This window comes from Clostridium lapidicellarium, assembly GCF_041224415.1.
Taxonomy (GTDB): Bacteria; Bacillota; Clostridia; order Clostridiales; family Clostridiaceae; genus Clostridium_B; species Clostridium_B lapidicellarium.
The window spans coordinates 24,240-50,964 of the sequence record NZ_JBGFFE010000006.1 but is presented as its reverse complement, the minus strand read 5'-3'; the positions used below and the strand labels follow the sequence as shown (position 1 = coordinate 50,964).

Sequence of the window (26,725 nt, the reverse complement as noted above, 5' to 3'; positions counted from 1 at the left end):
AAAAGGAGTGCTGTAAAACTATTTTTTGAAATAGTTTTACAGCACTCCTTTTTAATATATTTAAATGTCCAGCAAGTTTTTCTTATAAGTTGAATACAGATGCCTCAATTGGGACATTTTTTCCTCTGCTTCTATTTGAAGTTTGGAAACTTCTTCATAATTTTTGTTTTTAGATGCAATTCTTATTCTAGAAAATAAACTTTTTTTAGAATAGGAATCTTTCATCAGATAGTGTCTTAGATCTTCTATCTTCATCCAGTTAGCTACATCTAAATCAAGGGCTTTATCTATGGAATGAAGCATTTTATAGCCTCTTATTTCATCGCAGAATTCATTTATGATTCTATGATTTATCTCTATCAACCACCTTTTTATAGCACCTAGTTTAAAACTATTTATCAATTTATCATTTAATACATTATCTTTAATTAGTACAGCTTTTTTTTCAGGGTATTTGTCAATAGCGGAAAGATTGTCATACACAGTGGCAGGAGCCTTGCCAAAGAATTTTTCCCTTTCTTCATCGGTAAAATCCTCGAAGATATTTTCTTCACTTCTATATGCTCTATCTTTTTCCAGGTAATCTGCATCTTCACCGGGTTTCTTAGAGAGCTCAGATAAAAGTTCATCTTCAGTTTTATTATTTTTTAAGGCATATATTATACCATCCATCATGGCCATATAAAGTGCGGTTAAAGTAAGGTAAGTGTTAGTGCGTGGATTTGGTGACCTCAGTTCAAATCGTGTGGCCATAGGATTCTTCAAATCTCTTATTGCACCTATGAGTACCGTTCTATTTCTTGAAGGTATATCAACGGAGTGTCCTATGGAAGTTACAATACAAACAGGAGCTTCAAATCCCGGTTTTAACCTTCTAAGTGCATCTGTTGTAGAGGAAACAAAGGGGTTAATTACTTCATAATTTTTGAGTATTCCCATTACGGAAGAATATCCGAATACACTTAAGAAACTGTCTTTAGTTGAAGAAAATAAATTTATCATTTTATTATTTTTTAGTTTCAAGGCCAACCCTACGTGAGTGTGTTCACCGCTGCCGGCTACCCCATCTACGGGTTTAGCAAGGAAAGTAACTTCAAGACCGTTATTTCTAAAAGTTTCTTTAACTATGCTTTTTACCAGGAGCTCATTATCGGCACATTGTAGAGCAGTGGAATATTTCCAATCTATTTCCAGCTGTTCCATTATGTGATTGAAATTTCCTGATTGATCAATTTTAGCCTTTACACCGCCTACTTCCTTGTGTCCCATTTCTGGTTCTAAACCATATAATTCCATGGCGAGAATGGTCTGTTCCAAAGCTGTTCTTACTACACCTTTTGTTCTAGTCCAATATTGCTCTTGGAGTACCTGGGATGTAGAAAGCTCCTCGATCTCAGCTTGATCGTTAGGTGTTTTTACCCAAAATTCCAATTCTGTAGCGCATGTTGCAACTATGCCATCTATATCTTCATATTTTATATTAAAGGGAGTTAGGGATTGTGGATATTCTTTGAATAAGTTTAAAAGATTTGTTTTGAAATGTTGTATACAGTTTTTCAGCGTGTACCTTGAGTCTACAGCTTTATTTTCATGATATAGAAAACAGGGAATTCTCAAAGTTCCAATAGGTTTTCCGGTTTCGGTATCTTTGTTGTCATTGTTGTATTCTACGTACCAGTTTACATCTAAATCGCATACCATATCCACTTTTGCGTTATTTAAGCTGGCAATTCCAGGGAGTACTACAGATGAGCCGTCAGTTTGAATTGCGCCTTTTAAGAAAGCGCCTATATCCTTGAGAAGGATTTTGATGGGGATTTTTTCGTCTGTATCATTTCCAGAAAGGTCTATACCGATTAGGGATACAAATTTTATTTCTGGATGAGAAGTTAATATTTTTTTTAAATTTTCTTCCGAGTGCATTTTTTCAGGTAATACATAGATCAGATCTTTTAACATATTGTTCCCTCCTGTGAACTACGAGAGTATTTTAATACTCTGATTACTGTAAATTTTATATACCTATGATTTTATAATTAATATCTGTATATGTCAACATATTTTGAAGGTATTTAAGCTTGAAATTGCAATATTGCCAATATATAAATATTGTATATTTATACACATATTTTAATATTTGTATACTTTAAATCTATAATATATAATATAAATGGCAAAATATTATTTATTGTAATTAATGAGGTGATAGAATGGAATCAGAAGACAGGCCAATTGGTTTTTTCGATTCTGGAATAGGTGGTATAAGTGTTTTAAGAGAGGCTGTTAAAATTTTATCAAATGAAAACTTTGTGTATTTTGGTGATTCAAAGAGGGCACCTTATGGTACTAGAACTGTAGAAAATGTAAGGGAGCTTACACTTAATGCTGTGGAATTCTTGTTAAAAAAGGATATAAAAGCACTGGTTATTGCTTGTAATACTGCAACCAGTGCAGCTATAATAGATTTAAGGGAAAAATATAGTAAATATATGCCGGTAATAGGCATAGAGCCAGCTTTGAAACCAGCTGTGGAATTCAGCAGAAAGGGAAAAATAGTTATAATGGCAACTAATATGACACTGGCAGAAGAAAAATTCAATGATCTTATGAAGAAGTATAATAAAAATTCAACAATAAAACCACTTCCCTGTCCTGGATTGGTGGAACTTATTGAACAGGGAATAATAAGAGGTAAAAAAATAGAGGATTATCTAAAAGTAAAACTTATCCCATTGAAGGAACAGGGAATAGCAGCTGTGGTGCTGGGGTGTACCCACTATCCTTTTATAAAAGAAAGTATATCCAAGATAGTAGGTGACGATACGCCTATAATAGATGGCAGCAAAGGTACTGTACAGCAACTTAAAAGACAATTGGTTAAATACGATATTGTAAACAAAAATACAGGCAGATTGGGAAGTGTAAAAATATTTAATTCTATGAATAGTCAGGATATAATAAAATTGAGTTATAGACTTTTAAGGGAGAAGATCAGTTAGATTATTTATTTGATTTATAATTTGAAATGGAGGTTTAATTATGTCTCTACAAAATAATAAAACCATACTTTTATATGGATTTGATAAAAATGGTGATAAGATTATAAAAAATATAGGCAAAGAATTCAATATCCATGATTTTAAAATCATAAAGGATAATATGATGGGATTAAAAATAAAAGACATACTTGAGGGAAGTTTGGGGGGACAGTTGGAAGAGCAGGACAAGTCATATTCTTTAGATGAGAAGGTGATATTGTTTAACTGTCTCACAGATAAACAGATGAGCGGAGTCATGAAGGAGTTGAAAGTTAAGATGGACAATATGCCTATTTTAGCTGTAATAACCAAGACTTCCAGGAATTGGAACTTTAAATATCTGTTGAGTCATCTTCTTCAAGAAAGGGCATGGTTCAAGAAAAATAATAGGGACTTTAACTGATGCAGTTTTAAGTTGATTGTTATAGGTGTTAATAAAGTGATGCGTATAACCTACAGCGGCAGGAGGGAAAAAAATGAGTAGGATAGGAGAAAAAATAAAATCTGCGAGGATTCAAGCGGGAATTAGTCAAAAAAAACTTGCCAAGAAAATTGGGGTTTCTGAGGGATTTATAAATGAAGTGGAGATTGGGAAAAAAATAGCAAATCAAAGTATAATAGATAGAATCTCTAAAATTCTGGGTAAGGATATGAACGATTTAACTATGTCATTTGATGAACAGGTATATGATGTAAAGGAAAAGGAATTTTCTTCGATACCTAATAAGAAGGAGAAAGTTAAGGATATTTGGAATGAAGCCTTTGGATCTGTTTTGAAAAAAGTACCCGTATATAAATATAGGATGGATAAACCCATTGGGTATAGACAGCTTCCCTTGATTGACAATAAAATAGAAGGATATGCACAGGATAAAGTTTTGTATTTGAAAGTTGAAAGTGATGATATGGAGGGCTTTAGAATACGGAAAGGGGATTTAGCTTTTGCACATATTACAGGGGAAATTGACGACAATTCCATATACCTAGTAGAGTACAAAGGAAGCAGGGAAGTAAGGCAGATAAAAAAATTGGATAGCAGTAAAGTGCTTCTTATAAGCGGTAATAATACTGTAAGAACAGAAAGCATGAAGATTAAAGATCTGAAGGTAATTGTGAAATTGGATAAATTGGAGATCATTTTGTAGGCTAGTCTTTTATATAGATAATGATTACCTAAGAGGAGGATAAAAGATGAAAGGTACTGTAGTTGCCACATGGATGAGGACGTGTAGAAAGCTTTATGGAGATAAAACTGTAGATACTGCTATGGATAAGATTGGATGGGGAGCATCTAAAATATTTTCACCAATTGAAAATGTAAAAGATAAAGATATAAAAAAGATAATTGAGATCATAGCGAAGGATAATAAGGAAGATGTGGAAATACTGTGGAAGAAAATAGGACTTGATAATATAAATGCTTTTTATAAAGATTATCCAGCTTTCTTTAAACATGAAAACTTGTATTCATTTTTTAGATCAATGTTTGATGTACATATAGTTATGACAAAAAAATTTCCAGGAGCAAAACCGCCTCTTGTGGTGATAAATCCCACGTCAGCAAGGACGGCAGTATTTGAATATAAATCTAAAAGGGCTATGTTTGATTATCTTATGGGTTTGATAGAGGGGAGTGCTAAATTCTTTGGGGAAAAGCTTGGTATAGAAAAGATTGAACAGACAGCTGATTCTGTAAAGTTTAAATTTACTTTTGAGAAAGATATCTATTATAAAAAAAGCTATAAATTCAATAAATTTCTTTCCTTTGGGTTTATAAAAAATATTGGGATGAAAATCGGTATATTTAGTTTTATATTATGTCTGGCAGCAGCTATTCCAATGCTGGGATTAAATAATCTACCAAAGGCCATAATAATTTCATTGATAGCTTTTCTGGGGTCTTACATATCTGGATCCATTCTTATGGAACCAAGACTTACTATAATGGACACTGTAAATAGAATCAATAAAAATAGTTATATAGAAGAAGGAGATATAGAGACAAATGATTTCTTCGAAGATATATATGCTCTTCTGAAACAGCACAAAAAGACAATTAAGTCAGACTTTGTGGGATTTAAGGGTGTAACGGATGAGATGAACACTTTCGTATCAAATATAAATAAAATATCCAATTCAATGAACAGTACTTCGGGTGAAATATCTGATGTGGTGGAACAGGTAGCTAATTGTGCAGTAAATCAAGCGGAGAGTACGGAAAAAGTGGTGTCTGTTTTAAATGACAATATTGAAAATCTAAAAACTATAGTAAAGAATGAAAATGGTAATAAACTGGAACTTGAAAAATCCATGGGTAAGATAGGTAATAGTTATAAAAATGTGGATAGTACTAGCAAAAATATACTGGGTACTTTGAAAAGTTTTAAAAAAGTTAGAGATAAGGGAACTGAGCTACAGACAAAAGCAAAGGACATAACTGGTATAGTTTCCATAGTTTCAGGAATTTCGGAACAGACTAATTTACTTGCCTTAAATGCCTCTATTGAAGCTGCCCGTGCCGGTCAGCAGGGCAAGGGATTTGCAGTAGTGGCCGAGGAAGTGAGAAACCTGGCGGAGCAATCCCAAAATGCCGTAGAAGATATAAATTCCAATCTGGTTAAATTTGTAGAGGATATAGAAAACTTGGTAAAAAGTATAGAAAAACAGTTTGACGTCCTGCGTTTAGGAAGTGACAAACTTGAAAATGCCAGAAATATAAGTTATGAGGCTACAAATTCTATTGAGAAAGTATCTTCTTCCATGATAAAAACTATAAATAAATTAACTGAAGAATCGGATTCTATATCTGGAATATACAGTAGCATGGAATCCCTGGCAGCAATTGCAGAAGAAAACTCTGCATCTTCTGAGGAAGTTAGTGCCAGCGTGTCCAATTATACCAATGAGATTAAAAAACTTATGAGTAATATAGGTCAATTTAAAAAGATAACAGAATCCTTTAAATCAGAATTGGATAGATATAAAATTTAGACGCCTTGTAGATTGAAATCAGGTACGAAATTCCTGGAGCAGGTACCATTTTCCTGAATAAATGCATTTTTTATACCGAGAGAAATACAGTAATTTATAAGTGAGTCATAATGTCCGGGATTTAACGGCTTATTTATTTCCGGAAATTTGTAAGCATGATACATAGGGGTGTATTGGTTCATTATGCTTATATATACTGAATTTCCATAGGTATTGTAAATATAGTCTATTATTTTTTTGGAATCAAAAAGTAACCCGGGAAGCATAAGATGTCGTATTATCACTCCCTTTACTATGAGTCCATCTCTGTTGAATACCGGATTACCCACCTGGCTGTACATTTCCATTATAGCCTTTGAAGCAAAAGCAAAATAGTCAGGTGCATTGGAGTATCTCACTGCATATTTGTCGCTGAAGTATTTTAAATCAGGAAGATAGACATCTACATATCCCTTTAAAATTTTTAGCGCTTCTGTGGTTTGATAGCTGTTTGTATTGAAAAGTATGGGCAGAGCAAGCCCTTTTGACTTAGCTATGTCAAGAGCTTGAATTATCTGAGGTATGTAATGGGTGGGAGTAACTAGATTTATATTGTGTGCACCTCTGTTCTGCTGCTCTAGGAATATATCGCTGAGCCTTTCTATAGATATTTCTTTACCTACATTTCCAGCACTTATGCTGTAATTTTGACAGAAAACACATTTTAAATTGCAGTGACAAAAAAATATGGTACCAGATCCTCTATTTCCTGAAATACATGGTTCTTCCCATTTGTGAAGAGAAACTTTGGCTATTTTTACGTCTGTACCGGCACTGCAAAAACCAGTATGTCCTTGTAACCTATTTGCATTACAATTTCTAGGACAGAGTTTACAATTTTTAAGGGTATCCAGCATGATAACACTTCTTTCGTATTCGATATAATAATATGTTAAAATATATTTTCCGCTTTGTAAAGAAACTTGTGAAATTTATTTACGGCAATCTTTTATATAGAAAATTATGCATTGTAATATAAATATAAAACTAACTACACCAAAAGCCGGATATAAAAAGGAAATTAGATTTATAAAGCCAACTTGGGATATGGGAATTGCAATTAAAATGATTAAAATTACTGATTTATTATATGATATATTAAATATTTCCTGAAAATTCTTACTTACGCTGTATATATCAGATACTTCTGTGGAAAACATTTCAAGCCAGATTATAAAGAGAAGCATTGTTTGAAATAACTTACCAAATCTATTGGCAATATAAAGCAGCGGGATTTCATATTTGAATATATAGGGTATATTTAAAATTAGTAGAAAATTTATTATAAAAGCCAGAAAAGTAAGTCCCAAAGATCCTATGATGGCCCCGGCTATGAGGCTTTTTTTCCTATTGATGGAAAGACTTAAGGGTACAAGTACACCACTGCAGCAGAGTATATTAAAACCTGAATATACTAATGAAGATAAAAGCCAGTTATTTTTGCGGTAGGGTATATTTTTTATGAGGGACAGATCTATGTCTCTGTAAAAGATCAGATATAACAAAAACAAAGTCAGTATCACAATTATGAGAGAAGGTACTATTATTGAATTTATTTCTATGAGACCTTTAGTTTCTCTGAATAGGACAACTGCGGATATAAATGCCATAAAAAATATGCCTATCCATCTTGATATGCCAAAGTACTGGTGAATTAGAGCTCCACTTCCTGCCAATATTATTGAAGAACTTCCAATCAAAAAAAAGGTGGTTAGAAAATTTGTCACTAGACCTAAAAAGCCGGGGCTTACTAAAAGTATAAGCCCGTCATAGGAATTCAACTTATATTTTATACTTAAATTAATTATTATAATAGACATTGTTATGTATACAATACAGCAGATTAATATACCCAAAAAACTTTTATAGCCGTATTGGGTGAAAAATTGGCTTATTTCTTGTCCTGATGCCAACCCTGCACCGACTACCGTACCTATGAAAACGGCAGATATCTGGAAAATCAAAAATATTCTTTTCTTCAAAGAAGTATACCTCCTAGAATAAATCATTGCTAATATAATTATATAAATGTGATATGAAAATAATGAATTATAAATTAAAATTTTATTTAAGGGGAAAATATAATTTATAAAGAAGGATGAATACATTTTGAAAGGGGTGAATTTCTGCTGCAATACAACTGGATGTGGTAGAAAGCACATGAAAAAAAAGTTTTTATTTCATCAGATGAGTTTCCTTATAGTTTTTTTCTGTATCATAATATCGATATCAGGTTGTGGTTTGAACAGGGGAAATAATACAAAAAATGCAAGCAATAATTTTGATATGAAATCTGCAGCCAACACAGCAGATAACTATATGAAATATCTTATGAAGAATGATATGGAAAATGCTAAAAAATTATATTCCAAAGATCTTTTGAAAAATGAACCGAATATGACAGGTAGAAATTTACGAATTTTAGGGTATAATTTGACTGACAGCAGTGAAGTTGGAAAGTCCGGAATTTTAAAAATGAAGGTTGCAAGAGCTGACTTGAGTAAGCCATTTGCTGCTTTAGACGAGTATTCTATAAAGGTGATAAAAGAAGGCAATGACTACAAAATTGATGAAACCAACAATGTAACGGACAGAGAGGCATTTGTGGAAAAGAATAAGTTAAAGATGAGAAATAAAAATGACGTGAGTATAAATATAGTAACAGATATTCGAAGTATGCCCAATTATGTATTTAGCAAAGATGATAAGGCAAATGTGTATAAGGTTCCCGTTCCCAAAAGTAATTTTGGTATTATAAATTTTTCCTATGATGGTGATCGTATGGCTGTGGTAACTTATTCCAAGGACTCCTATATAGGAATAATTAGAATAAATGAGAGCATGCAAACCCAATCTCAGGATTCAGATGAACAGGGAGGGGGCTCGTCAGAGCAGGGTAATTCAGGTGGAGATCAGCAAAATGATCAGAAAGAGGAAAATAAACCCATAGGTAAAGACATAACTGATCTCGATGTTTTAAAAGATTCCAAAGTTGAATTTTTGACTTTCTCTCCAGATGAAAAATTTATTGCAGTTCAATACAGCAGTGATACTATAGGAAATTGTATACGGGTGTATAAAACGGATTCCGGGGATATGATAAGTTATAAATTTGAAAAAGAATTTCCTCTTAACAAAGTAAATGTGATTTTTTCTTCTTTTGATGAAGGAATATTAAGTTTTGATGTTGTGTCCAAGAACAATAATAATGAGGAACTTCCTAAAATAATTGGGGAATGGGAATTGGATTTGAGAAATTTTAAAGCCGTAAAAATATGATATAATTTCATTTGGAATGATTTTAATATTTGTATTTTTAGGAAGGACAGGATTTGAAAATGCAGTGGGGTGACAAAGCATATTACAGTCTAAATTATTATTTGAGGAAAAAGTTTGGATGCAAAGTTTTTAAGATATCTTTAAATGGGGGATTCTCTTGCCCAAATAGAGATGGAAGCATAAGCAGGGAAGGGTGTATATTTTGCAGCAATAAAGGTTCGGGAGATTTTGCAGGAAATAGGAATATGTCAATAAAAGATCAGTTTGAGAGTATAAAGCAGATGATGAGCAGGAAATGGAAAAGTGGAAAGTATATAGCATATTTTCAGGCATATACCAATACCTATGCCCCGGTAATGGTACTTAAAGAAAAATATGATGAAGCTGTAAATCAAAATGGTGTAGTGGCACTGGCTATAGCTACGAGACCGGATTGTCTCGGCCGGGAAGTCCTGGATCTGCTGCAAAAATTTAATAAAAAAATTTATACCTGGGTGGAGCTTGGTCTTCAGACTTCGAATGATCATACTGCGGAAGTAATAAATAGAGGATATAAATTAAAAACTTTTGAGAAGGCAGTAGTTTCACTTAGAAAAATAGGAGTTGATGTTGTAGTACACATAATAATGGGTCTACCTGGTGAAAACAAAGCTGATATGATGAATACGGTAAAATATATTTCGCACCAGAATATACAGGGAATAAAAATTCATTTGCTTCATTTGATGAAAAACACTCCTCTTGTTAGGTTGTACAATGATGGAAAGCTGAAGTTCATGACAGAAGATGAATACATAGATATGGTGTGCTGGACACTGTGCAATATACCGCCTAATGTAGTAATTCATAGGCTTACAGGTGATGCTCCCAGGGATTTACTTATAGGGCCCAAATGGAGCTTGAAGAAATGGGAGATCTTAAATGAAATTGATAGAAGAATGAAAGAGAAAAAAATATATCAGGGTATATATTTCTAAAATTTAGATCTTAAAGGCTCATATGGAGAAAAACGACGGCTCCATTTGAACCTAAAAATTATTTGCCAGCTACAGACTGCCAGAATTTCATGAATTTATTTTTATACAATTGGATTTTATCCATCCTTTAGAATTTATTCTGGAACTGTCTATGATAGAAACTTCATACCAGAACTCGTCCATAATTTCAATGCCGTCATGAACCCTTAATAAAGTATTCTTTTCCAAAATATTTATTATACTGGAACTTGAAATAGGAGCCAAATACATATTGCTTTTTACAGCAACTAGTGCATTTACTTGGGATGGGGTAATGTATCTGACATTTATTTTTTTGGGAATCTCCTTTGATATTTTTGATTTTAAATTGTCATTTTCATATTTTAAAGACAATATCTGTCTTCTCTGTGATGAAATTTTATTTTGAAAATTATATAGAATCACAGAGGCGGCAATTACAAGTACTGTGAATAAAAAAGCTAACATCATATTTCTCCATGTTTATTATTTTAATATTAGTATATTCAATTCAGTACTCAAAAATGAAAACTATATTGCTTTAATTAAATCCGAGTATTTAAATATGGTTGTATCTGCACAAGCTTTTATCTTCTCCCACTGAAGTTGTGAATATGTATCATATACACCTACTACGGTCATACCTGTAGATTTGGCCACCTTGATGGCAGACAGCGTGTCCTCAAATACAGCACAGCATTTTGGATTTAAACACAATTTGTCAGCAGCCATAAGATATATGTCTGGAAATGACTTTCCTTTTTTTACATCTTTTGTGGTTACTATGGAGTCAAACAGATTGTATATTTTATTTTTCTTTAGACTTATTTCTGCTATTTTTTTATAATTGCTGGTAGCAAGGGCCATTTTTATTTTTTCCCTTTTTAAAAGATGTAGAAAATCTTTGGCACCCGGTTTTAAAGAAATATTGTTGGAATACTCATCAAGGAGCATGTTGTACCATTCTTTTTGTATTTCAGGTATACTCTCAGTTAAATTGAAACTGTTTTTGAGATATCTTGCAGCTTCATCGAGGGTCATATTCTGAAGAGTATTTTTCAATTCTACTGTAAATGATATATTTTTTTTATTGAGATATTTTTTATCGATATCTTCCCACAGCCACATGGAATCCACTAAGGTTCCATCCATGTCGAAAATAGCCCCCTGAATATTTTTAAACATAACCATTTTCCCTCCCATTATGATCTGCAAATATTAAAAAAACCTCTCCAATAGTTTTATTTTATTTTTGTTTTTGAAATCATCTACAGAATTTATATTGATTTTAGCCAGAATTTCGTTCATACAATTACTGTCAATGGAAACCTTTATTTTGGAATTCCCGGCAAATCTGTTTACCTGTTTTTTGCCTTCTTCTTTTGGAATTATTGCTTTAGGTCCTCCTACACATCCACCGATACACCCCATGCCTTCAATGAAATTGGCTTTTATTTCTCCATTTTGAGCTTTGGAAAGTATGGATTTGCATTCTCTTACCCCATTTGCTTTTACTGCCCTGAATAATTTATATTTTTCAGGGAAGATTCTCTTTACGGCTTCACTTACTGCAATTGATACACCACCGGTACGGGCATATAATCTTCCGCCTCTGGAAGCATATTCCGGAGAAAGTTCCTCCTTGAGTTCACTTGGATGTATATCGAGGGTATCAAATATGTCCTTTATTTCTGAGAAAGTTAATACAAAATCTATATCTTTAGTTATATCTTTTTCCCTGGCTTCAGATTTTTTGGCGATGCAGGGACCTATAAATACCACTTTACAATTTGGATTTAATTTTTTAAGCACTCTTCCCCCTGCAGCCATAGGTGAAACAGAAGGTGATACATATTTTATAAGATTATTGTAAATTTTCTTTAACATGCCTACCCACATAGGACAACAGCAGGAAGTTATCATAAAATCTTTTTCATTTTTTACGTAATTATTGAATTCTACAGCTTCTTTTAAAGTTAACATATCTGCAAAGAATGCCACTTCGATCATATCTGCAAATCCTAATTTTTTAAAAGCACTTCTAAGTTTCCCTAAAGTCACATCTTTCCCGAATTGACCTATTATAGCCGGAGCTACAATTGCTATTACCGGAGAACCACTTTTTAATAGATTGGCCAACGGCAAAAATTGAACTTTATCCATTATTCCTCCTGTAGGGCAGGCTTCTACGCAAAAACCGCAGTCAATGCATTTATCTTTGTCTATATAAGTAGTATTTTTATTGGTATCCACCAATATGGCGTCAAATGGACAGGATTTTTGGCACAGTGTTTTACCATCTTTATCTGCACATTCCATTGAACAATGTTTTACTTTGTTGACTATTTTTCCATCTGGTTTATAGGAGATTATTGATTTTTTTAAATCTTCTATGAAGTCAGGGCTATAATTTATATTTGTACCGCATAATGAAGATATGATTTTGCACAACTCCTGTTTGCTGATTTTGTTTTTTGACAAAATAAATTTTATTTTATCTTCAAAGTTTCCCTTATAATAAGATTCTATTAGGGATTTAAATAGATCTTTATATTGACTTTTCATTAATGGTACAACTCCTTGTATAATTGGTTTGTTGATAAATCAAAAAATTGTTTTTTATGTAAGTAAACCCTAGCTTAAAGGTAAGCTGGGGTTTTAACTTTGCACAATATACAAATTGCTTTTATAAATGGTCGGAGTGACAGGATTTGAACCTGCGACCTCTTGCTCCCGAAGCAAGCGCGCTACCATCTGCGCTACACCCCGTTCATATAATATATTATAGCATATATTATATGAACGTCACAGTAAAAATTTTATTTAAATTTAGAAATCGTTTGATTTCGTAGTTATATTGGAATTATCGCCTTCACCTTTTGTAGGAACTGTTGACATTAAAAATCCTACTAATACGGATACTAGGGCAGGAGATATTATATTTATATAAGCTATATAAGAAGTTCTATATAAGATGAATGCACTTAGACCTGTTATGAGCAAGGTTATAAAAAACAGGTAAATTATAAATCTGGCGAAAGATCTAAAAAATTTTTCGTATAGCTTGTGTCTTGTAGGTCCGCTGATTATTTTTACAAACAGAAAATAGGACAATAAAATTAAAAATATGTCGACGGATGCAGATATTAAAAAGTTTTTCAAATGAAACACCTCCAATAACTTTGACTATAGTATTACCTTATTGGAGGCATTTTACACTAAATTATTGCAGATACATTTCTCCTATTTTGTAAACATCACCTGCACCTATAGTTAAAAATAGGTCTCCGTCCTTTAAATCTCTTTTCAAATATTCTACTATTGAATTGAAGCTTTTAATATAACTGCATTTTACTCCTCGCTTTGAAATGTCCCTGGCTAACATGGCTGAACTTACTTTTCCAGTATCTTTTTCCCTCGCAGGGAATATGTCTGTAAGTATCAATTCATCCACATTGTCGAAAGCGGAGGTAAATTCTTTATAAAGATTGATAGTTCTTGAAAATGTGTGGGGTTGAAAAACGCAAATTATTCTTTTATGTGGATAATTTTGAGCCGTATTTAAGGTAGCTCTTATTTCGGTAGGATGGTGTGCGTAATCGTCTACCACAGTTATTCCGTTTTTCTTACTTTTTATTTCAAATCTTCTGTGAGTACCTTTGAAACTTTCTAAGGCGGATTTAATGTTTTCAGTTGATATATTTAAAATTAAGGAGACGGCTATGCTGGCAAGTGCATTTAATATATTGTGTTTGCCCGGGACAGCTAAATGTAAAGAAAGTATAATTTTATTATCTTTATATACTTTGAAACAAGCACATCCAACTTCGTCAAAATGTATATCTTTGGCGGTAATTCTACCGCTGTTTATGCCGTAGGTTATTATATTGCAGTCTACATCGGGCATTATGTTATTTATTCTATTATCATCACTGTAACATACCAGATAGCCATTTTTGGGGATCAATTTGGCAAATTTCAAAAAAGCATTTTGTACATTTTCTATATTTTTATAATAGTCAAGGTGTTCGGCATCTATATTTAAAATTACACCTATAAACGGGAAAAATTTTAAAAAGGATCCCTTGTATTCACAAGCTTCTGTAATAAAGTACGGACTGTCTCCTGTCCTGACATTTCCGTTTATGATATCCAAATTTCCGCCTACCAATATTGTGGGATCCAAATTTGCCTTTAGTGTTATGGAAGACAGCATAGAAGTAGTGGTGGTTTTACCATGGGCTCCGGATACTGCTACGTTGTATTTATGGCCTTTCATTATATTTCCTAAGAATTCAGCTCTGGACATCAAGGGAATTTTTAAGTCTTTTGCCTTTAAGAGTTCTTCATTGTCTTTGGATATAGCAGCGGTGTATACTACCAAATCTATATCCAGTGTTATATTTTCGGCAGTTTGGCCTATATATATTTTAGCACCCATCGATTTAAGTTTATCTGTTGCAGGAGAAACTTTAACATCGGAACCGGATACCTCAAAATTTTTTTTAAGTAGAATTTCAGCTAAACCACTCATGCTTATTCCGCCTATGCCTATGAAATGTACCTTTTTATTTTTTATAAAATCAAACGACAATTTAAATCACTCCTCTATTAACTAATCTATCAATAATTATATACAAAAGTTAACTAAAAACACAATAAAATTGTACTTCCGTGTGAAATATTATCATTCTGTTATAATAAATAAGTATTGATTAACTATAGATTTTAGAATACAATATGAATGATAGAATAAAATATTAGGATATTATTCGTAAAGCTGTATAGATGGGTGATGGAGATGCAAAAATTTAGTAGAAACAATAGAATAGCGGCAATAACAAAAATATTGCTTGAAAATCCCAATAAAATAATAGGATTAAATAATTTTACTGAAATGTTTAATACAGCAAAATCCACGGTAAGCGAGGACATAGTTGTTATCAGAGATACCCTGAGCAGGCTTCATATGGGAAGGATAGATACCATATCAGGAGCAGCAGGAGGGATTAAGTATATAGGTGGTATATCCCCTGAAAAAACTAAAAAGTTTGCCGAAAAATTATGTATTATTTTAAAAAATAGAGAAAGAATAATACCAGGCAATTTTTTATATATGACAGATGTGATGTTCAATCCCAATATAATACATATGGCAGGAATGATTTTAGCATCTATTTTTATAGAAAAGAATATTGATTGTGTAGTTACAGTTGAAACAAAAGGAATACCGCTTGCCTATGAAGTTGCTAAGATGATGGGAGTTCAACTTGTAGTGGCGAGAAGAGAGACAAAGTTCACAGAGGGATCCACTATAACTATCAATTATGTGTCAGGTTCTACAGGTAAAATCCAGAACATGTCATTATCTAAAAAAGCATTAAAAAATGGAAGCAAATGTATATTCATAGATGACTTTATGAAGGCAGGCGGAACTGCCATGGGCATAATTGACCTTTTGAAAGAATTTGAGAGCGAACTTCTGGGCATAGGTTTTCTAATAGATAATGTTGGAATTCCTAAAAAATTAGTACAGAATTATGTATCAATAGTTGATTTTGAGGGTATTAATGAAAATGGAGATGCCTTATTGACTCCTTCAAAAATGTTTAGTTAGTAAAGTTTTCAAAAAATTTTATTAGTTTTTAACAAAATAAGGAGGAAAAAAATAAGATATAGAGAATAGTATATACATAAGCATCTTGGAGGTGGATTTATATGCAAATTACTGACGTTAGAGTAAGAAAAATTACTGCCGAGGGTAAGATGAAAGCTATTGTTTCAGTAACCTTCGATAACGAATTCGTAGTTCACGATATAAAGGTTATAGAGGGGCAGAACGGTCTTTTTATAGCAATGCCAAGCAGAAAAACTCCAGATGGGGAATTTAAAGACATTGCTCATCCAATAAATACTCAAACCAGAGAGAAAATACAAAAAGCAATTCTTGAGGAGTATGAAAAAGTTAAAAGTGAGGAAATTGCTACCGAACGAAAGACGGAGGAATAATAAAGGGGAGTGTTCTACTCCTTTTTATTATTTTCCCGTTTATTTTTCTACTTTCAACTGGATTTAAAAATGTATTAATAGGCTTGTCATTTTTCAATTCTATTGGAATAATAATCCAGATAATTTGTAAGGTTGCAAATAAATTTCATATAAAATATAATATTATAGGATGTTTTAATAGTATGTATACCATAAAGAGGTGTTAAAATGTATAATTGTGCCGTAATATTAGCAGCTGGTGAGGGAAAAAGAATGAAATCCTCTATTCCCAAGGTTTTACATAAAGTTTGTGGAAGAGAAATGGTGAACATAGTTATTGATTCTGCGAAAAAAGCACAGATAGAAGATATAGATGTGGTAATTGGCAAGGGAGCAGAACAAGTAAAGGAAGCTACAAAAAGCAGAGATGTGACCTATTCTTTACAAGATGGACAATTAGGTACAGGGCATGCAGTTCTATGTGCCGGTGATTTTTTAAAGGGTAAAGAGGGTACAGTAGTTATATTTACAGGGGATTCACCTTTAATAGAGGAAGATGCCATAAAGAACATGCTAAATTTTCATAACAAGGGAAAATACAAGGCCACTGTATTGACAGCCGAGGTAGATGATCCCACAGGATATGGAAGAATTGTAAGGAAAAAAAATGGAGAGGTGCTCAAAATAGTTGAACACAAGGATTGTTCAGCTGAAGAATTGAAAATTAATGAAATAAATTCGGGAATGTATTGTTTTGATATAGAAAGTCTTGTTGAAAACCTGGATAAATTACATAATAATAATGTTCAAGGTGAGTATTACCTGACTGATGTAATAGAGATATTGAAAAACAAGGGAGAGAGAATAGGAGCTCTTCCGGTAAATTTTGAAGAAGTTATGGGGGTCAATTCAAGGTTGCAGCTTTCAAAAGCCGAGAGAGTTATGAGAAATAGAGTAAATAATATGCATATGAAAAATGGAATTACGATTATTGACCCAAATACCACTTACATAGGACTGAATGTCAAAATAGGAAGAGATACTACAATATATCCCGGAAATGTAATTGAGGGAAATACTGTTATAGGAGAAAATTGTGTATTATACCCTAATTCCCGCATAAAAGACAGCACGATAGATGACAATGTGATTGTGCAGAGCTCGGTAATATTAAGCAGCAGTGTAGGAAAAAATGTTACTGTAGGTCCCTTTGCCTATATAAGACCTGAAAGTGTTATAGGTAGATCAGTTAAAATAGGTGATTTTGTAGAGATAAAAAAATCTACGATTGGCGATAGGACTAAAGTAGCCCACTTGACATATATAGGTGATGCTGAAGTTGGAAGCGGGTGTAATTTTGGATGTGGAACTGTTGTAGTAAATTATGATGGCAAAGTGAAAAATAAAACTTTAGTTGGTAATAATTCATTTATAGGATGCAATACAAATTTGGTTTCACCGGTGAAAGTGAATGACAATACTTATATAGCAGCTGGTTCCACTATAACAGATGAAGTTCCAGAAGGATCACTTGCCATAGCCAGAGCAAGACAGGTAAATAAAGAAGGTTGGGTATATAAAAAAGGATTAGGGAAATAAATTTTAGGAGGGCTTTACATAATGATAACCCATGGTAAAAATATCAAAATCTTTGCAGGAAATTCTCATCCTGGGCTGGCTAAGGACATAGCCACTATTCTGGGGACTACAGTTGGAAATGCGAAGGTTTCAACTTTTAGTGATGGAGAAATATCTGTAGATATCAATGAAACTGTAAGGGGTATGGATGTATTTATAGTTCAGTCTACAAACAATCCTGTAAATGACAATCTGATGGAATTGCTTATAATGATCGATGCATTTAAAAGGGCATCGGCAGGAAGAATAACTGCGGTAATGCCTTATTATGGTTATGCTAGGCAGGATAGGAAAGCTAAGGCGAGAGATCCAATTACCGCAAAACTTGTTGCAGATTTATTGACTGCTGCAGGAGCGGACAGGGTACTTACTATGGATCTCCATGCAGCACAGATTCAAGGTTACTTTAATATACCTTTAGATCACCTTTTGGGAGCTCCTATACTAGCAAAATATTTTATCCAGAAGGGATTTAAAGATAGAAAAGATATAGTTGTAGTATCTCCGGATCTTGGAAGTGTTACAAGAGCTAGAAAATTTGCAGATAAACTTCATGCTCCCATAGCCATTATCGATAAGAGAAGACCGAAAGCTAATGTATCGGAGGTAATGAATATAATCGGGGATGTTGAAGGTAAAATTGCAATATTGGTAGATGACATGATAGATACAGCTGGAACTATAACAAATGGGGCTCAAGCCCTTGTAAATAGAGGTGCAAAGGATGTATATGCATGCTGCACTCATGCCGTATTGTCAGGACCGGCCATAGAAAGATTAAAGAATTCGGTTATAAAGGAACTTGTGATGTTAAATACAATAAATCTTCCTAAGGAAAAAATGCTGGATAAGTTTAAAATATTATCCATAGCTTCGGTTTTTGCAGAAGCTATAAGAAGGATATATGAAGATGTGTCGGTTAGCAAACTCTTTGAAGATTGATATGAAGGAGCATGTAGAAGTTTTTTCTACATGCTCTTATGTTAAAGTGCAATTTATTTCATATCTCAATTAATATGATAAATTTGGAAATATAGTTTATAATTAATACTATAAATACTGTGGATAAATAAAGATTGGTTAGGAGGAAAATGATGGAGGGATCAATAGGTAAGATTCTAATTGTAGATGATGATGAAAATATATGTGAAGTAATAAAAATGTATTTGGAGAATGCAGGCTATAAAACGCAGATTGCAAATGATGGGAAAACGGCGGAAACATTATTTTTAAAGTATAAGCCGGATCTGGTATTATTGGATATAATGCTGCCCAATATAGACGGTATAGATGTACTTAAATGGATACGAAAAGAATCTGAGACTCCTGTAATAATGCTTACTGCAAAGGGAGAGACTTTTGATAAAGTTTTGGGACTTGAACTGGGAGCTGATGATTATATAGTAAAGCCTTTTGAGGCCAAGGAGATGCTGGCCAGGATTAAAGCCGTACTTAGAAGATACACTGTAGATAATGACAGTAAAGAAGTGTTGAAATTTGAAGATTTGACTGTTGATATAAATTCATATACGGTTGTGTATAAAAATAAAGAAGTAAAAATGCCTCCCAAGGAATTTGAATTGTTGTATTATTTGGCAAATAACAAGAACAGGGTATTTACCAGAGAGCAGTTGCTGTGTGAAGTTTGGGGATATGATTATCCAGGAGACTCTAGGACAGTGGATGTTCATATTAAGAGGCTCAGGGAAAAACTTCAGGGAGGACCTAACTGGCAGATAGAGACAGTATGGGGCGTAGGATATAAGTTTGAGGTGAAATAAGATGAAAAAGGGGTTATTTTCAAAACTTATGATTGCGTTTATTGCAATTATCATGGTGAGTTTTGTAATGACAGCAGCTTTTTTATCATATTGGTTTGAGGGATATTATTTTAAACAGAGAGAAAGTGAATTACTAAAAGAGTCCCAGTTTATAAAGTATAAGGCAATTCAGTATTTAAACGGTAATTTAACGGCAGATGAGATAAATGAAACTTTAACTTATATAGGGAATTATCTATCGGCAGATATATGGCTTGTAGATAATTATGGCTATGTATACTCCGTATCGAAAAGTGAACACAAAAATTTGATAGCTACTTCAAAACAAATAGTTACTAGTGATTTAAAAGAACTTAGACAAAATAAGACAGTAGATAAAACCGAAAAATATTCACAAATATTTGCAAATCCCGTGCATACTTTTGAAATACCAATTTTTTCAAATAATGTTTTTAAAGGTGCCATAATGATGCATACATCTATAAATGAGTTGAAGGGACCTTTGAAATGGGTGTATAAGATCATATGGGTATCGGCAGTATTTGCAATTGTGATATGCTGTATTGTAATTTATTATTTATCTCAGAGAATAATAATAAAACCCCTTGAACGAATCAATTATGTAGCGGATAAAATTTCCAGAGGTGAAGTTGAAAAAAGAGTTGATATTAATTCAAAAGATGAAATCGGAGAACTGGCAAAATCTTTTAACAGTATGGCAGATTCTCTGGAACAAGTGGAAAAAAATAGGAGAGAGTTTATATCCAATGTATCACATGAGATAAGGTCTCCTATAACATCTATAAAGGGTTTTATTGGAGGAATGATCGATGGGGTTATTCCTCCGGAGAAGCAAAATTATTATCTATCTGTAACTTATTCTGAAATACAGAGACTTACTAGGCTCGTAAATGATCTCCTGGATTTGTCAGCTATTGATTCAGGACAGATAAAACTTAGAGTAGAAAAGGTGGACATAAATGAAGTCATAAGATTGTGTGTTATAAAATTTGAAACCAGAATAAATGAGAAAAAGTTGAAAGTGGATGTGCTTTTGGAAAACGATAAACTCTATGTGGCGGCAGACAAAGATAAAATAACTCAAGTAGTTACGAATTTAATTGATAATGCCGTTAAATATGTAAATGATGAGGGTAATATAAAGATTTTTACCAAAATAAAGGGTGAAAAAGTGTTTGTATCCATATACAATAATGGCTCTAGCATATCAGAGTATGATATGAAACATATGTGGGATAGATTTTATAAAAGTGATAAATCCAGGACTTCAAAAATAAGCACGGGACTTGGACTCCCGATTGTAAGAAGTATTCTCACGCAGCTGGGTGAGGATATATGGGTTGAGAATAAAAAACCCAATGGAGTTATGTTTACCTTTACTTTAAAAAGAATTTAACAAATTATTTTATTTTGTTCATATTTGTGTAAAATTTTTTTATTATAATGACTCTAGATTTTTAGATATTATGAGGTGTATTTAATGGATAATAACAGATATGATAATGTAAAAGATACTTCATGGAAAAAAGTAGAATCCGGTAAGGCAAAGATAAAATTTATAAGTAGCAAGAGAAGATCAAATATGGTAAAGGCAGGAAAAGTATTTTGTTTTATCCTAATAGCTGCTGTTTCTGGAGGATTATCTGGAGCTTATATAAGCAGTAGAAGAGAAGTTACTAAAATTTATACACCTAATAATGATCAAATATTGGTTGAACCCAAAGAAAAGGCAAATAATGCAAGAACGGAAAATACATCGGAGAATTCCATAACCGAAGCGGCAGAAGCTGTTAGCCCTGCAGTAGTAGGTATAAGCAACAAGGCGGAAAATTATTTTGGACTGCAGGATTTAAACAGCGGTTCCGGGATCATAGTGGATTCAAATGGATATATAGTTACAAATTATCATGTAATACAGGGAGCAGATAAGGTTATGGTTAAATTGTCAAGCGGGAAAGTGCTTGATGCATCGGTAGCTGGTGTGGATGAAAGATCTGATTTAGCTGTGATAAAGGTGAATGCGAAGAATCTTCCGATAGCTAGGCTGGGAGATTCTTCTAAAATAAAAGTTGGAGATATTGCCATCGCCATAGGAAATTCACTGGGAGAAGAATTTCCCGGTTCGGTTACTGCGGGTATAATAAGTGCATTAAATAGAAAGATAGAGTATAATGGAGTCGTGTACAAAGTTATTCAGACAGATGCTGCTATGAGTCCGGGGAATAGTGGAGGACCCCTTTGTGATATTCAGGGTGATGTTATAGGAATAAACAGTTTAAAGTTAAGTGCTGATTCCAATGTAGATGGAGTTGGCTTTGCTATAACTATAAATGAAGCTAAGAATATAATAAAATCACTCATAAAGAATGGTCAGATTTCAAGGCCAGAATTAGGTATAAGTGGAGAAAGTGTAATATCCCAGGATAATAAGATTCAGGGAATATATATTCAGCAGGTGGAAAAAAATAGCGGCGCTTCAGAGGCGGGTATAAAGCCTACGGATATATTGATAGAATTAGATGGAAGTAAGGTGAACAATATGTCGGATATGGAAGATATATTGCAGCAGCATAGAGTGGGAGAAAAAGTCAAAGGCAAAATCTGGAGGAATGGGAGGATTATAGAAGCATATATAACCTTATCTCAAATTCGATAAGATGGATTATTAATATTAAGATTGGAGTAAGCTGATGTTTTTGATAGTTGGTTTGGGAAATGTAGGGATTAGGTATGAACATACACGGCATAATATAGGATTTGATTGTATAGAATTATTGAGTAAAAAATATGGGATTAGCTTGAATAAGGAAGGATTTAGGGGAACTTATGGAGAGGGTGTCATAGAAAACAATGAGGTGTTATTGTTAAAACCGAGTACTTATATGAATTTAAGCGGCGAAAGTGTAGCGGAAGTTGTAAATTTTTATAAGATAGAAAGTAATAATATAATAGTAATACATGATGATATAGATATCCCGATTGGAAGACTTAGAATAAGGATTCATGGAAGTGCTGGAGGTCATAACGGAGTAAAAAATATAATATTTAATTTATCTACGGATGAATTTACAAGAATAAAAATAGGTATAGGCCGGCCGGAAGGAGAACTTATACCCTATGTTCTGGGTAAATTTTCTAAAAATGATAAAATTCATATAAAAAAAGTTTTGGATATGGGCCGCGAGGCAGTAGAATGTATTTTGAGAAATGGTGCAGAAGAGGCCATGAATAGATTCAATGGGCTGGCTTTATAATTGGCATAATAAAATAGCTTGGTAAAAAACCGTATAGTCTCTTTAGTATAAAGAGGTTAACGGTTATTGTGCGTTTGATTAAAAATGTTTGAAATTGAAACTTGAGTAGGTGAATAAATTTATAGGGTGGTTGTTAGAATGAGATTAGAAGGGCTTATGAAACCCATTAGGGAAAGCGATAAGTTTAAAAATATTATGAATGAAATATTTAAAGGTAGGTTTCCGGTAGGAGTATATGGGCTTTCAGAATCTGCCAGGAGTTATTTGATATATGGAGTATTTGAAGCTTTGGATAGCCCGGTTTTAATTGTTACCCACAGTGATGTGGAAGCCAGAAAATTGTATGAAGATTTATCTTTTTATATTCCCCAGGTATATTACTTTCCGACTAAGGAGGTAGTATTTTATAATATTGAAGCCATATCTGGAGATTTGAGATGGGAAAGATTGAAGGTAATCAGACAGATATTAAAGCGGGGTAAAAAAATTATAATAGTTTGTGTAGAATCGTTGAGTTCAGTATATATTCCCCTGGAATTATATAAAAAATATATTTTTAAAATATCTGTAGGAGATACTTTGGATTTGGAGGGCATTGCAGAAAAATTAATTCAATGCGGATATGAAAGAAGCGATATTGTAGATGGGAAAGGTCAATTTTCCATAAGGGGGGGAATAATGGACATTTATTCCCCTATTTCAGAAGAAGCATATAGATTAGAACTATTTGGCGATGAAGTGGAGTCTATCAGAAACTTCAATCTGGAATCTCAAAGAAGTATTGAAAAAGTAAATAGTATAGAGATTTTTCCAGCTAGGGAAATTATACTGGATAAAAATAAAATTAAAGCAGGCGAAAAAAGTATAAAAGAGGACTTAAAAGTAGTAACAGAAAAATTAGGGAAACTAAAGGAAAATGAAGCTGTTAAGAGGATAAAGGAAATAACCGGTAAAAATCTGGAAACTCTTGAGCAAAGCTGGAATTTTGAGACTATTGATACTTTTTTACCCTACTTTTATAGTAAGTTATCAACTTTTCTTGATTATGTAAAGGATTATTTTGTAATTCTGGACGATGTACAGAGATGTGAGGGAAAATTAGACAGTGTATATTTTGAATTCGAAGAGAATTACAAGAGCTTTTTACAGAGAGGAAATGTGCTTCTTAAACAAAATAGGATGCTCATTAGCAAATCTCAACTAGTGGAAGAATTAAAAGAAAGGAAAAGTATTATATTAGATCCCATTGCTAAATCTGTGAAGACATTCCTGCCCAGGTCGGTGATAGATTTTTCACAGATAACCCTTAATGATTATCACGGTCAGATAGATCTTCTCATTGAAGATATAAGGGATAAAAAATCAAAGGGGTTTAAGATATTGATATTGTCTGGTACTAGACCCAGAGGGAAAAGGTTAGTGGATACTTTGAGGGATAGAGATATAGATAGCAGTTATAGGGATGTGGTACGTGAAATTAAACCTGGAGAAATAATTATAACTTTTGGAAGCCAATTGAAGGGGTTCGAGTATCCGCGACTCAAGCTGAGTGTAATTTCAAGTAAAGAAGTTTTTGGAGAGGCCAGAAGAAAAACTGCAAAAAAAATTCCCAAAAGAGGGGCAGGCAAAATTAAAAGCTTTACCGAGTTAAAACCGGGAGATTTTGTAGTTCATGTTAACCATGGTATTGGTGTCTACAAAGGTATAAAACAGCTGGATTTTCAAGGACATAAAAAGGATTACTTGGAACTTGTATATGAATCCAATGATAAATTGTATGTGCCGGTGGAACAACTTGATATGGTACAGAAATATATAGGTTCCGAGGGGAAGACTCCTAAAATAAATAAACTGGGAAGTGCGGAATGGGCAAAGGCCAAAAAAAAGGCGAAGAAATCCATAGAACAGATAGCAGAAGATCTGGTGAAATTATATGCCATTAGATCCACTTTGAAGGGATATAAATATTCAAAAGACACTGTATGGCAGAAGCAGTTTGAAGATGAATTCCCCTATGAAGAAACGCCAGATCAACTGTCGACCATTCAGGACATAAAGAGAGATATGGAGTCAGACAAGGTTATGGATAGGCTGCTCTGTGGAGATGTGGGATATGGCAAAACTGAAGTCGCTGTAAGGGCAGCCTTTAAGGCTGTGATGGATGGGAAGCAAGTTGCTTTTCTGGTTCCTACTACTATATTGGCACAGCAGCACTATAATAATTTTGTTAAAAGATTTTCTGATTTTCCTGTAAAAATAGATATGATAAGTAGATTTAAAACTCGTGCCCAACAAAAAATTACCGTAAAAGCAGTGAAGGTGGGTGACGTGGATGTATTAATTGGTACCCATAGGATATTGCAAAAGGATATTCAGTTTAAAGATCTTGGACTTCTCATAATAGATGAGGAGCAAAGGTTTGGTGTAAGCCATAAAGAAAAAATTAAAAAAATTAGAAAAAATGTAGATGTATTAACTTTAAGTGCTACTCCTATACCGCGAACTCTCCATATGTCTCTTGTCGGAGTTAGAGACATAAGTGTCATAGAAACCCCTCCAGAAGAGAGGTATCCTATACAGACTTATGTGGTAGAATATAACGATCAGCTGATTAGAGATGCTATATTGAGAGAAATAAACAGAAATGGGCAAATTTACTTTGTATATAATAGAGTTGAAAATATAAAGGAAATTGCTTCTTATATATCGAAACTGGTTCCGGAAGCTAAAATAGCAATAGCCCACGGCCAAATGCAGGAAAGAGAACTTGAAAATATAATAATGGATTTTATGGACGGTAAATATGATGTTCTTGTGACTACTACTATTATAGAAACCGGCATGGATATACAAAATGTAAATACTATGATAATTTATGATGCAGATAAGATGGGATTGTCACAACTTTATCAATTAAGGGGAAGAGTTGGAAGAACTAATAGAATAGCCTATTGTTATTTAACTTATAGAAAGGACAAAGTTCTTACGGAAGTTGCAGAAAAGAGGCTTAAAGCCATTAAAGAATTTACTGAATTGGGATCTGGATTTAAAATAGCTTTAAAAGATTTGGAAATAAGGGGCGCAGGTAACATGATGGGGTCATCACAGCATGGCCATATGGCTGCAATAGGGTATGACCTCTATTGCAGGATGCTTGAAGATACTGTAAAGCTTATAAAAGGTGAAATCCATAAGGAGCCGGTGGAAACTACTGTGGAATTAAAAGTGGATGCATATATACCTGACAACTACATAAAAAATGAAGTCCAAAAAATAGAAGTGTATAAAAAAATAGCAGCTATAAATTCCTATGAAGATGTTTTAGATGTGAAAGAAGAACTGGAAGACAGATTCTCCAGTATACCAACTTCACTGCAAAATCTCATGGATATTGCCTATATAAGAAGTATGGGAAAGGTGCTTGGGATAGAGGAAATAAAAGAGGCAAAGGGAGAAGTTGCTTTTACATTTGAAAGTAAAGACAGAGTGGATCAAAATGTAATGAAAGGCCTCTTAAAAAAATATTCCAGGAAAATAGTATTGAAAATGAATAAAAAGCCTGGTTTTGGATATAGATTAAAAGATGTAAAAAGAGAAAACATTCTAAATGATATCAAAGAGATTGTTGAGTATATGTTGCAGATATATGAACACAAATAGCTTTAATAGCTTTGTAGTAAAAATGCTTTTATGTTAAAATA

At 33.2% G+C, this 26,725-nt stretch carries 23 protein-coding genes and 1 tRNA gene; 15 read left to right on the top strand and 9 right to left on the bottom strand.

Annotation, left to right across the window (positions count from 1 at the left end; all coding sequences use genetic code 11):
• Nucleotides 1-60: 60 nt before the first annotated feature.
• Nucleotides 61-1,959 (bottom strand): glutamine synthetase, encoded by a 1,899-nt coding sequence (locus AB8S09_RS06080; protein WP_369868689.1) that lies wholly within the window; start codon nt 1,957-1,959, stop codon nt 61-63.
• Between the two features lie 251 nt (nt 1,960-2,210).
• On the opposite strand from AB8S09_RS06080, the gene murI reads away from it, so the two are divergent.
• The 4 genes from murI to AB8S09_RS06060 all read left to right on the top strand — a co-directional run bounded on the left by murI (nt 2,211) and on the right by AB8S09_RS06060 (nt 6,029).
• Nucleotides 2,211-2,999, top strand: a complete 789-nt coding sequence (gene murI, locus AB8S09_RS06075; RefSeq protein ID WP_294182858.1) for a glutamate racemase — start codon at nt 2,211-2,213, stop codon at nt 2,997-2,999.
• A gap of 40 nt (nt 3,000-3,039) precedes the next feature.
• Nucleotides 3,040-3,441: a DUF3783 domain-containing protein gene (locus tag AB8S09_RS06070; protein ID WP_369868688.1), complete on the top strand. Its 402-nt coding sequence runs from the start codon at nt 3,040-3,042 to the stop codon at nt 3,439-3,441.
• A 73-nt stretch (nt 3,442-3,514) separates the two neighbouring features.
• Nucleotides 3,515-4,183 (top strand): S24 family peptidase, encoded by a 669-nt coding sequence (locus AB8S09_RS06065; protein WP_369868687.1) that lies wholly within the window; start codon nt 3,515-3,517, stop codon nt 4,181-4,183.
• A 46-nt stretch (nt 4,184-4,229) separates the two neighbouring features.
• Complete coding sequence (locus tag AB8S09_RS06060) at nt 4,230-6,029, top strand: heme NO-binding domain-containing protein (protein WP_369868686.1); 1,800 nt, start codon at nt 4,230-4,232, stop codon at nt 6,027-6,029.
• Here AB8S09_RS06060 and AB8S09_RS06055 read toward each other — a convergent pair.
• Together AB8S09_RS06055 and AB8S09_RS06050 are read right to left on the bottom strand one after the other, a co-directional pair.
• Complete coding sequence (locus AB8S09_RS06055; RefSeq protein ID WP_369868685.1) at nt 6,026-6,925, bottom strand: radical SAM protein; 900 nt, start codon at nt 6,923-6,925, stop codon at nt 6,026-6,028. The two genes, AB8S09_RS06060 and AB8S09_RS06055, sit on opposite strands and share 4 nt — an antisense overlap.
• A gap of 75 nt (nt 6,926-7,000) precedes the next feature.
• Nucleotides 7,001-8,077 (bottom strand): YkvI family membrane protein, encoded by a 1,077-nt coding sequence (locus AB8S09_RS06050; protein ID WP_369868684.1) that lies wholly within the window; start codon nt 8,075-8,077, stop codon nt 7,001-7,003.
• A gap of 109 nt (nt 8,078-8,186) precedes the next feature.
• Between AB8S09_RS06050 and AB8S09_RS06045 the strand changes: the two genes are divergently transcribed.
• Entirely contained in the window at nt 8,187-9,347 is a 1,161-nt protein-coding gene (locus AB8S09_RS06045; RefSeq protein WP_369868709.1) for a hypothetical protein, read from the top strand.
• A 59-nt stretch (nt 9,348-9,406) separates the two neighbouring features.
• Nucleotides 9,407-10,324, top strand: a complete 918-nt coding sequence (gene mnmL, locus AB8S09_RS06040) for a tRNA modification radical SAM protein MnmL/YtqA (protein WP_369868708.1) — start codon at nt 9,407-9,409, stop codon at nt 10,322-10,324.
• Between the two features lie 87 nt (nt 10,325-10,411).
• Here mnmL and AB8S09_RS06035 read toward each other — a convergent pair whose 3' ends face one another.
• The 6 genes from AB8S09_RS06035 to murC form a co-directional block, all read right to left on the bottom strand.
• Nucleotides 10,412-10,813 carry a hypothetical protein gene (locus tag AB8S09_RS06035; protein WP_294182871.1) on the bottom strand — a complete coding sequence of 134 codons (402 nt, stop codon included), beginning with the start codon at nt 10,811-10,813 and terminating at the stop codon, nt 10,412-10,414.
• A 60-nt stretch (nt 10,814-10,873) separates the two neighbouring features.
• A complete protein-coding gene (locus AB8S09_RS06030) occupies nt 10,874-11,527 on the bottom strand; it encodes an HAD family hydrolase (protein ID WP_294182874.1) in 654 nt (217 codons plus the stop codon).
• Nucleotides 11,528-11,560: 33 nt separating this feature from the next.
• Nucleotides 11,561-12,907, bottom strand: coding sequence for a [Fe-Fe] hydrogenase large subunit C-terminal domain-containing protein (locus AB8S09_RS06025; protein WP_369868683.1), 1,347 nt, complete (start codon nt 12,905-12,907; stop codon nt 11,561-11,563).
• A 128-nt stretch (nt 12,908-13,035) separates the two neighbouring features.
• Nucleotides 13,036-13,111: transfer RNA gene (locus AB8S09_RS06020), tRNA-Pro, on the bottom strand.
• A 60-nt stretch (nt 13,112-13,171) separates the two neighbouring features.
• The gene (locus AB8S09_RS06015) at nt 13,172-13,504 is read right to left on the bottom strand and encodes a hypothetical protein (protein ID WP_294182879.1); all 333 of its coding nucleotides are present in this window, start codon (nt 13,502-13,504) and stop codon (nt 13,172-13,174) included.
• Between the two features lie 61 nt (nt 13,505-13,565).
• Nucleotides 13,566-14,936, bottom strand: a complete 1,371-nt coding sequence (gene murC / locus AB8S09_RS06010) for a UDP-N-acetylmuramate--L-alanine ligase (protein ID WP_294182881.1) — start codon at nt 14,934-14,936, stop codon at nt 13,566-13,568.
• A gap of 207 nt (nt 14,937-15,143) precedes the next feature.
• On the opposite strand from murC, the gene purR reads away from it, so the two are divergent.
• The 9 genes from purR to mfd all read left to right on the top strand — a co-directional run bounded on the left by purR (nt 15,144) and on the right by mfd (nt 26,684).
• On the top strand, nt 15,144-15,959 hold the full coding sequence (gene purR / locus AB8S09_RS06005; RefSeq protein ID WP_294182883.1) for a pur operon repressor: 816 nt from the start codon (nt 15,144-15,146) through the stop codon (nt 15,957-15,959).
• Nucleotides 15,960-16,060: 101 nt separating this feature from the next.
• On the top strand, nt 16,061-16,351 hold the full coding sequence (gene spoVG / locus AB8S09_RS06000) for a septation regulator SpoVG (protein WP_294182885.1): 291 nt from the start codon (nt 16,061-16,063) through the stop codon (nt 16,349-16,351).
• A 207-nt stretch (nt 16,352-16,558) separates the two neighbouring features.
• Nucleotides 16,559-17,929 carry a bifunctional UDP-N-acetylglucosamine diphosphorylase/glucosamine-1-phosphate N-acetyltransferase GlmU gene (gene glmU, locus AB8S09_RS05995; protein WP_369868682.1) on the top strand — a complete coding sequence of 457 codons (1,371 nt, stop codon included), beginning with the start codon at nt 16,559-16,561 and terminating at the stop codon, nt 17,927-17,929.
• A 21-nt stretch (nt 17,930-17,950) separates the two neighbouring features.
• Nucleotides 17,951-18,910: a ribose-phosphate diphosphokinase gene (locus AB8S09_RS05990; RefSeq protein WP_294182890.1), complete on the top strand. Its 960-nt coding sequence runs from the start codon at nt 17,951-17,953 to the stop codon at nt 18,908-18,910.
• Nucleotides 18,911-19,062: 152 nt separating this feature from the next.
• Nucleotides 19,063-19,749: a response regulator transcription factor gene (locus AB8S09_RS05985; RefSeq protein ID WP_294182946.1), complete on the top strand. Its 687-nt coding sequence runs from the start codon at nt 19,063-19,065 to the stop codon at nt 19,747-19,749.
• A gap of 1 nt (nt 19,750) precedes the next feature.
• A complete protein-coding gene (locus AB8S09_RS05980) occupies nt 19,751-21,166 on the top strand; it encodes a sensor histidine kinase (protein ID WP_294182891.1) in 1,416 nt (471 codons plus the stop codon).
• A gap of 84 nt (nt 21,167-21,250) precedes the next feature.
• On the top strand, nt 21,251-22,426 hold the full coding sequence (locus AB8S09_RS05975) for a S1C family serine protease (protein ID WP_294182892.1): 1,176 nt from the start codon (nt 21,251-21,253) through the stop codon (nt 22,424-22,426).
• Nucleotides 22,427-22,460: 34 nt separating this feature from the next.
• Complete coding sequence (gene pth / locus AB8S09_RS05970; protein WP_294182894.1) at nt 22,461-23,024, top strand: aminoacyl-tRNA hydrolase; 564 nt, start codon at nt 22,461-22,463, stop codon at nt 23,022-23,024.
• Nucleotides 23,025-23,162: 138 nt separating this feature from the next.
• Nucleotides 23,163-26,684, top strand: a complete 3,522-nt coding sequence (gene mfd, locus AB8S09_RS05965; RefSeq protein WP_369868681.1) for a transcription-repair coupling factor — start codon at nt 23,163-23,165, stop codon at nt 26,682-26,684.
• The last annotated feature ends 41 nt before the right edge of the window (nt 26,685-26,725 follow it).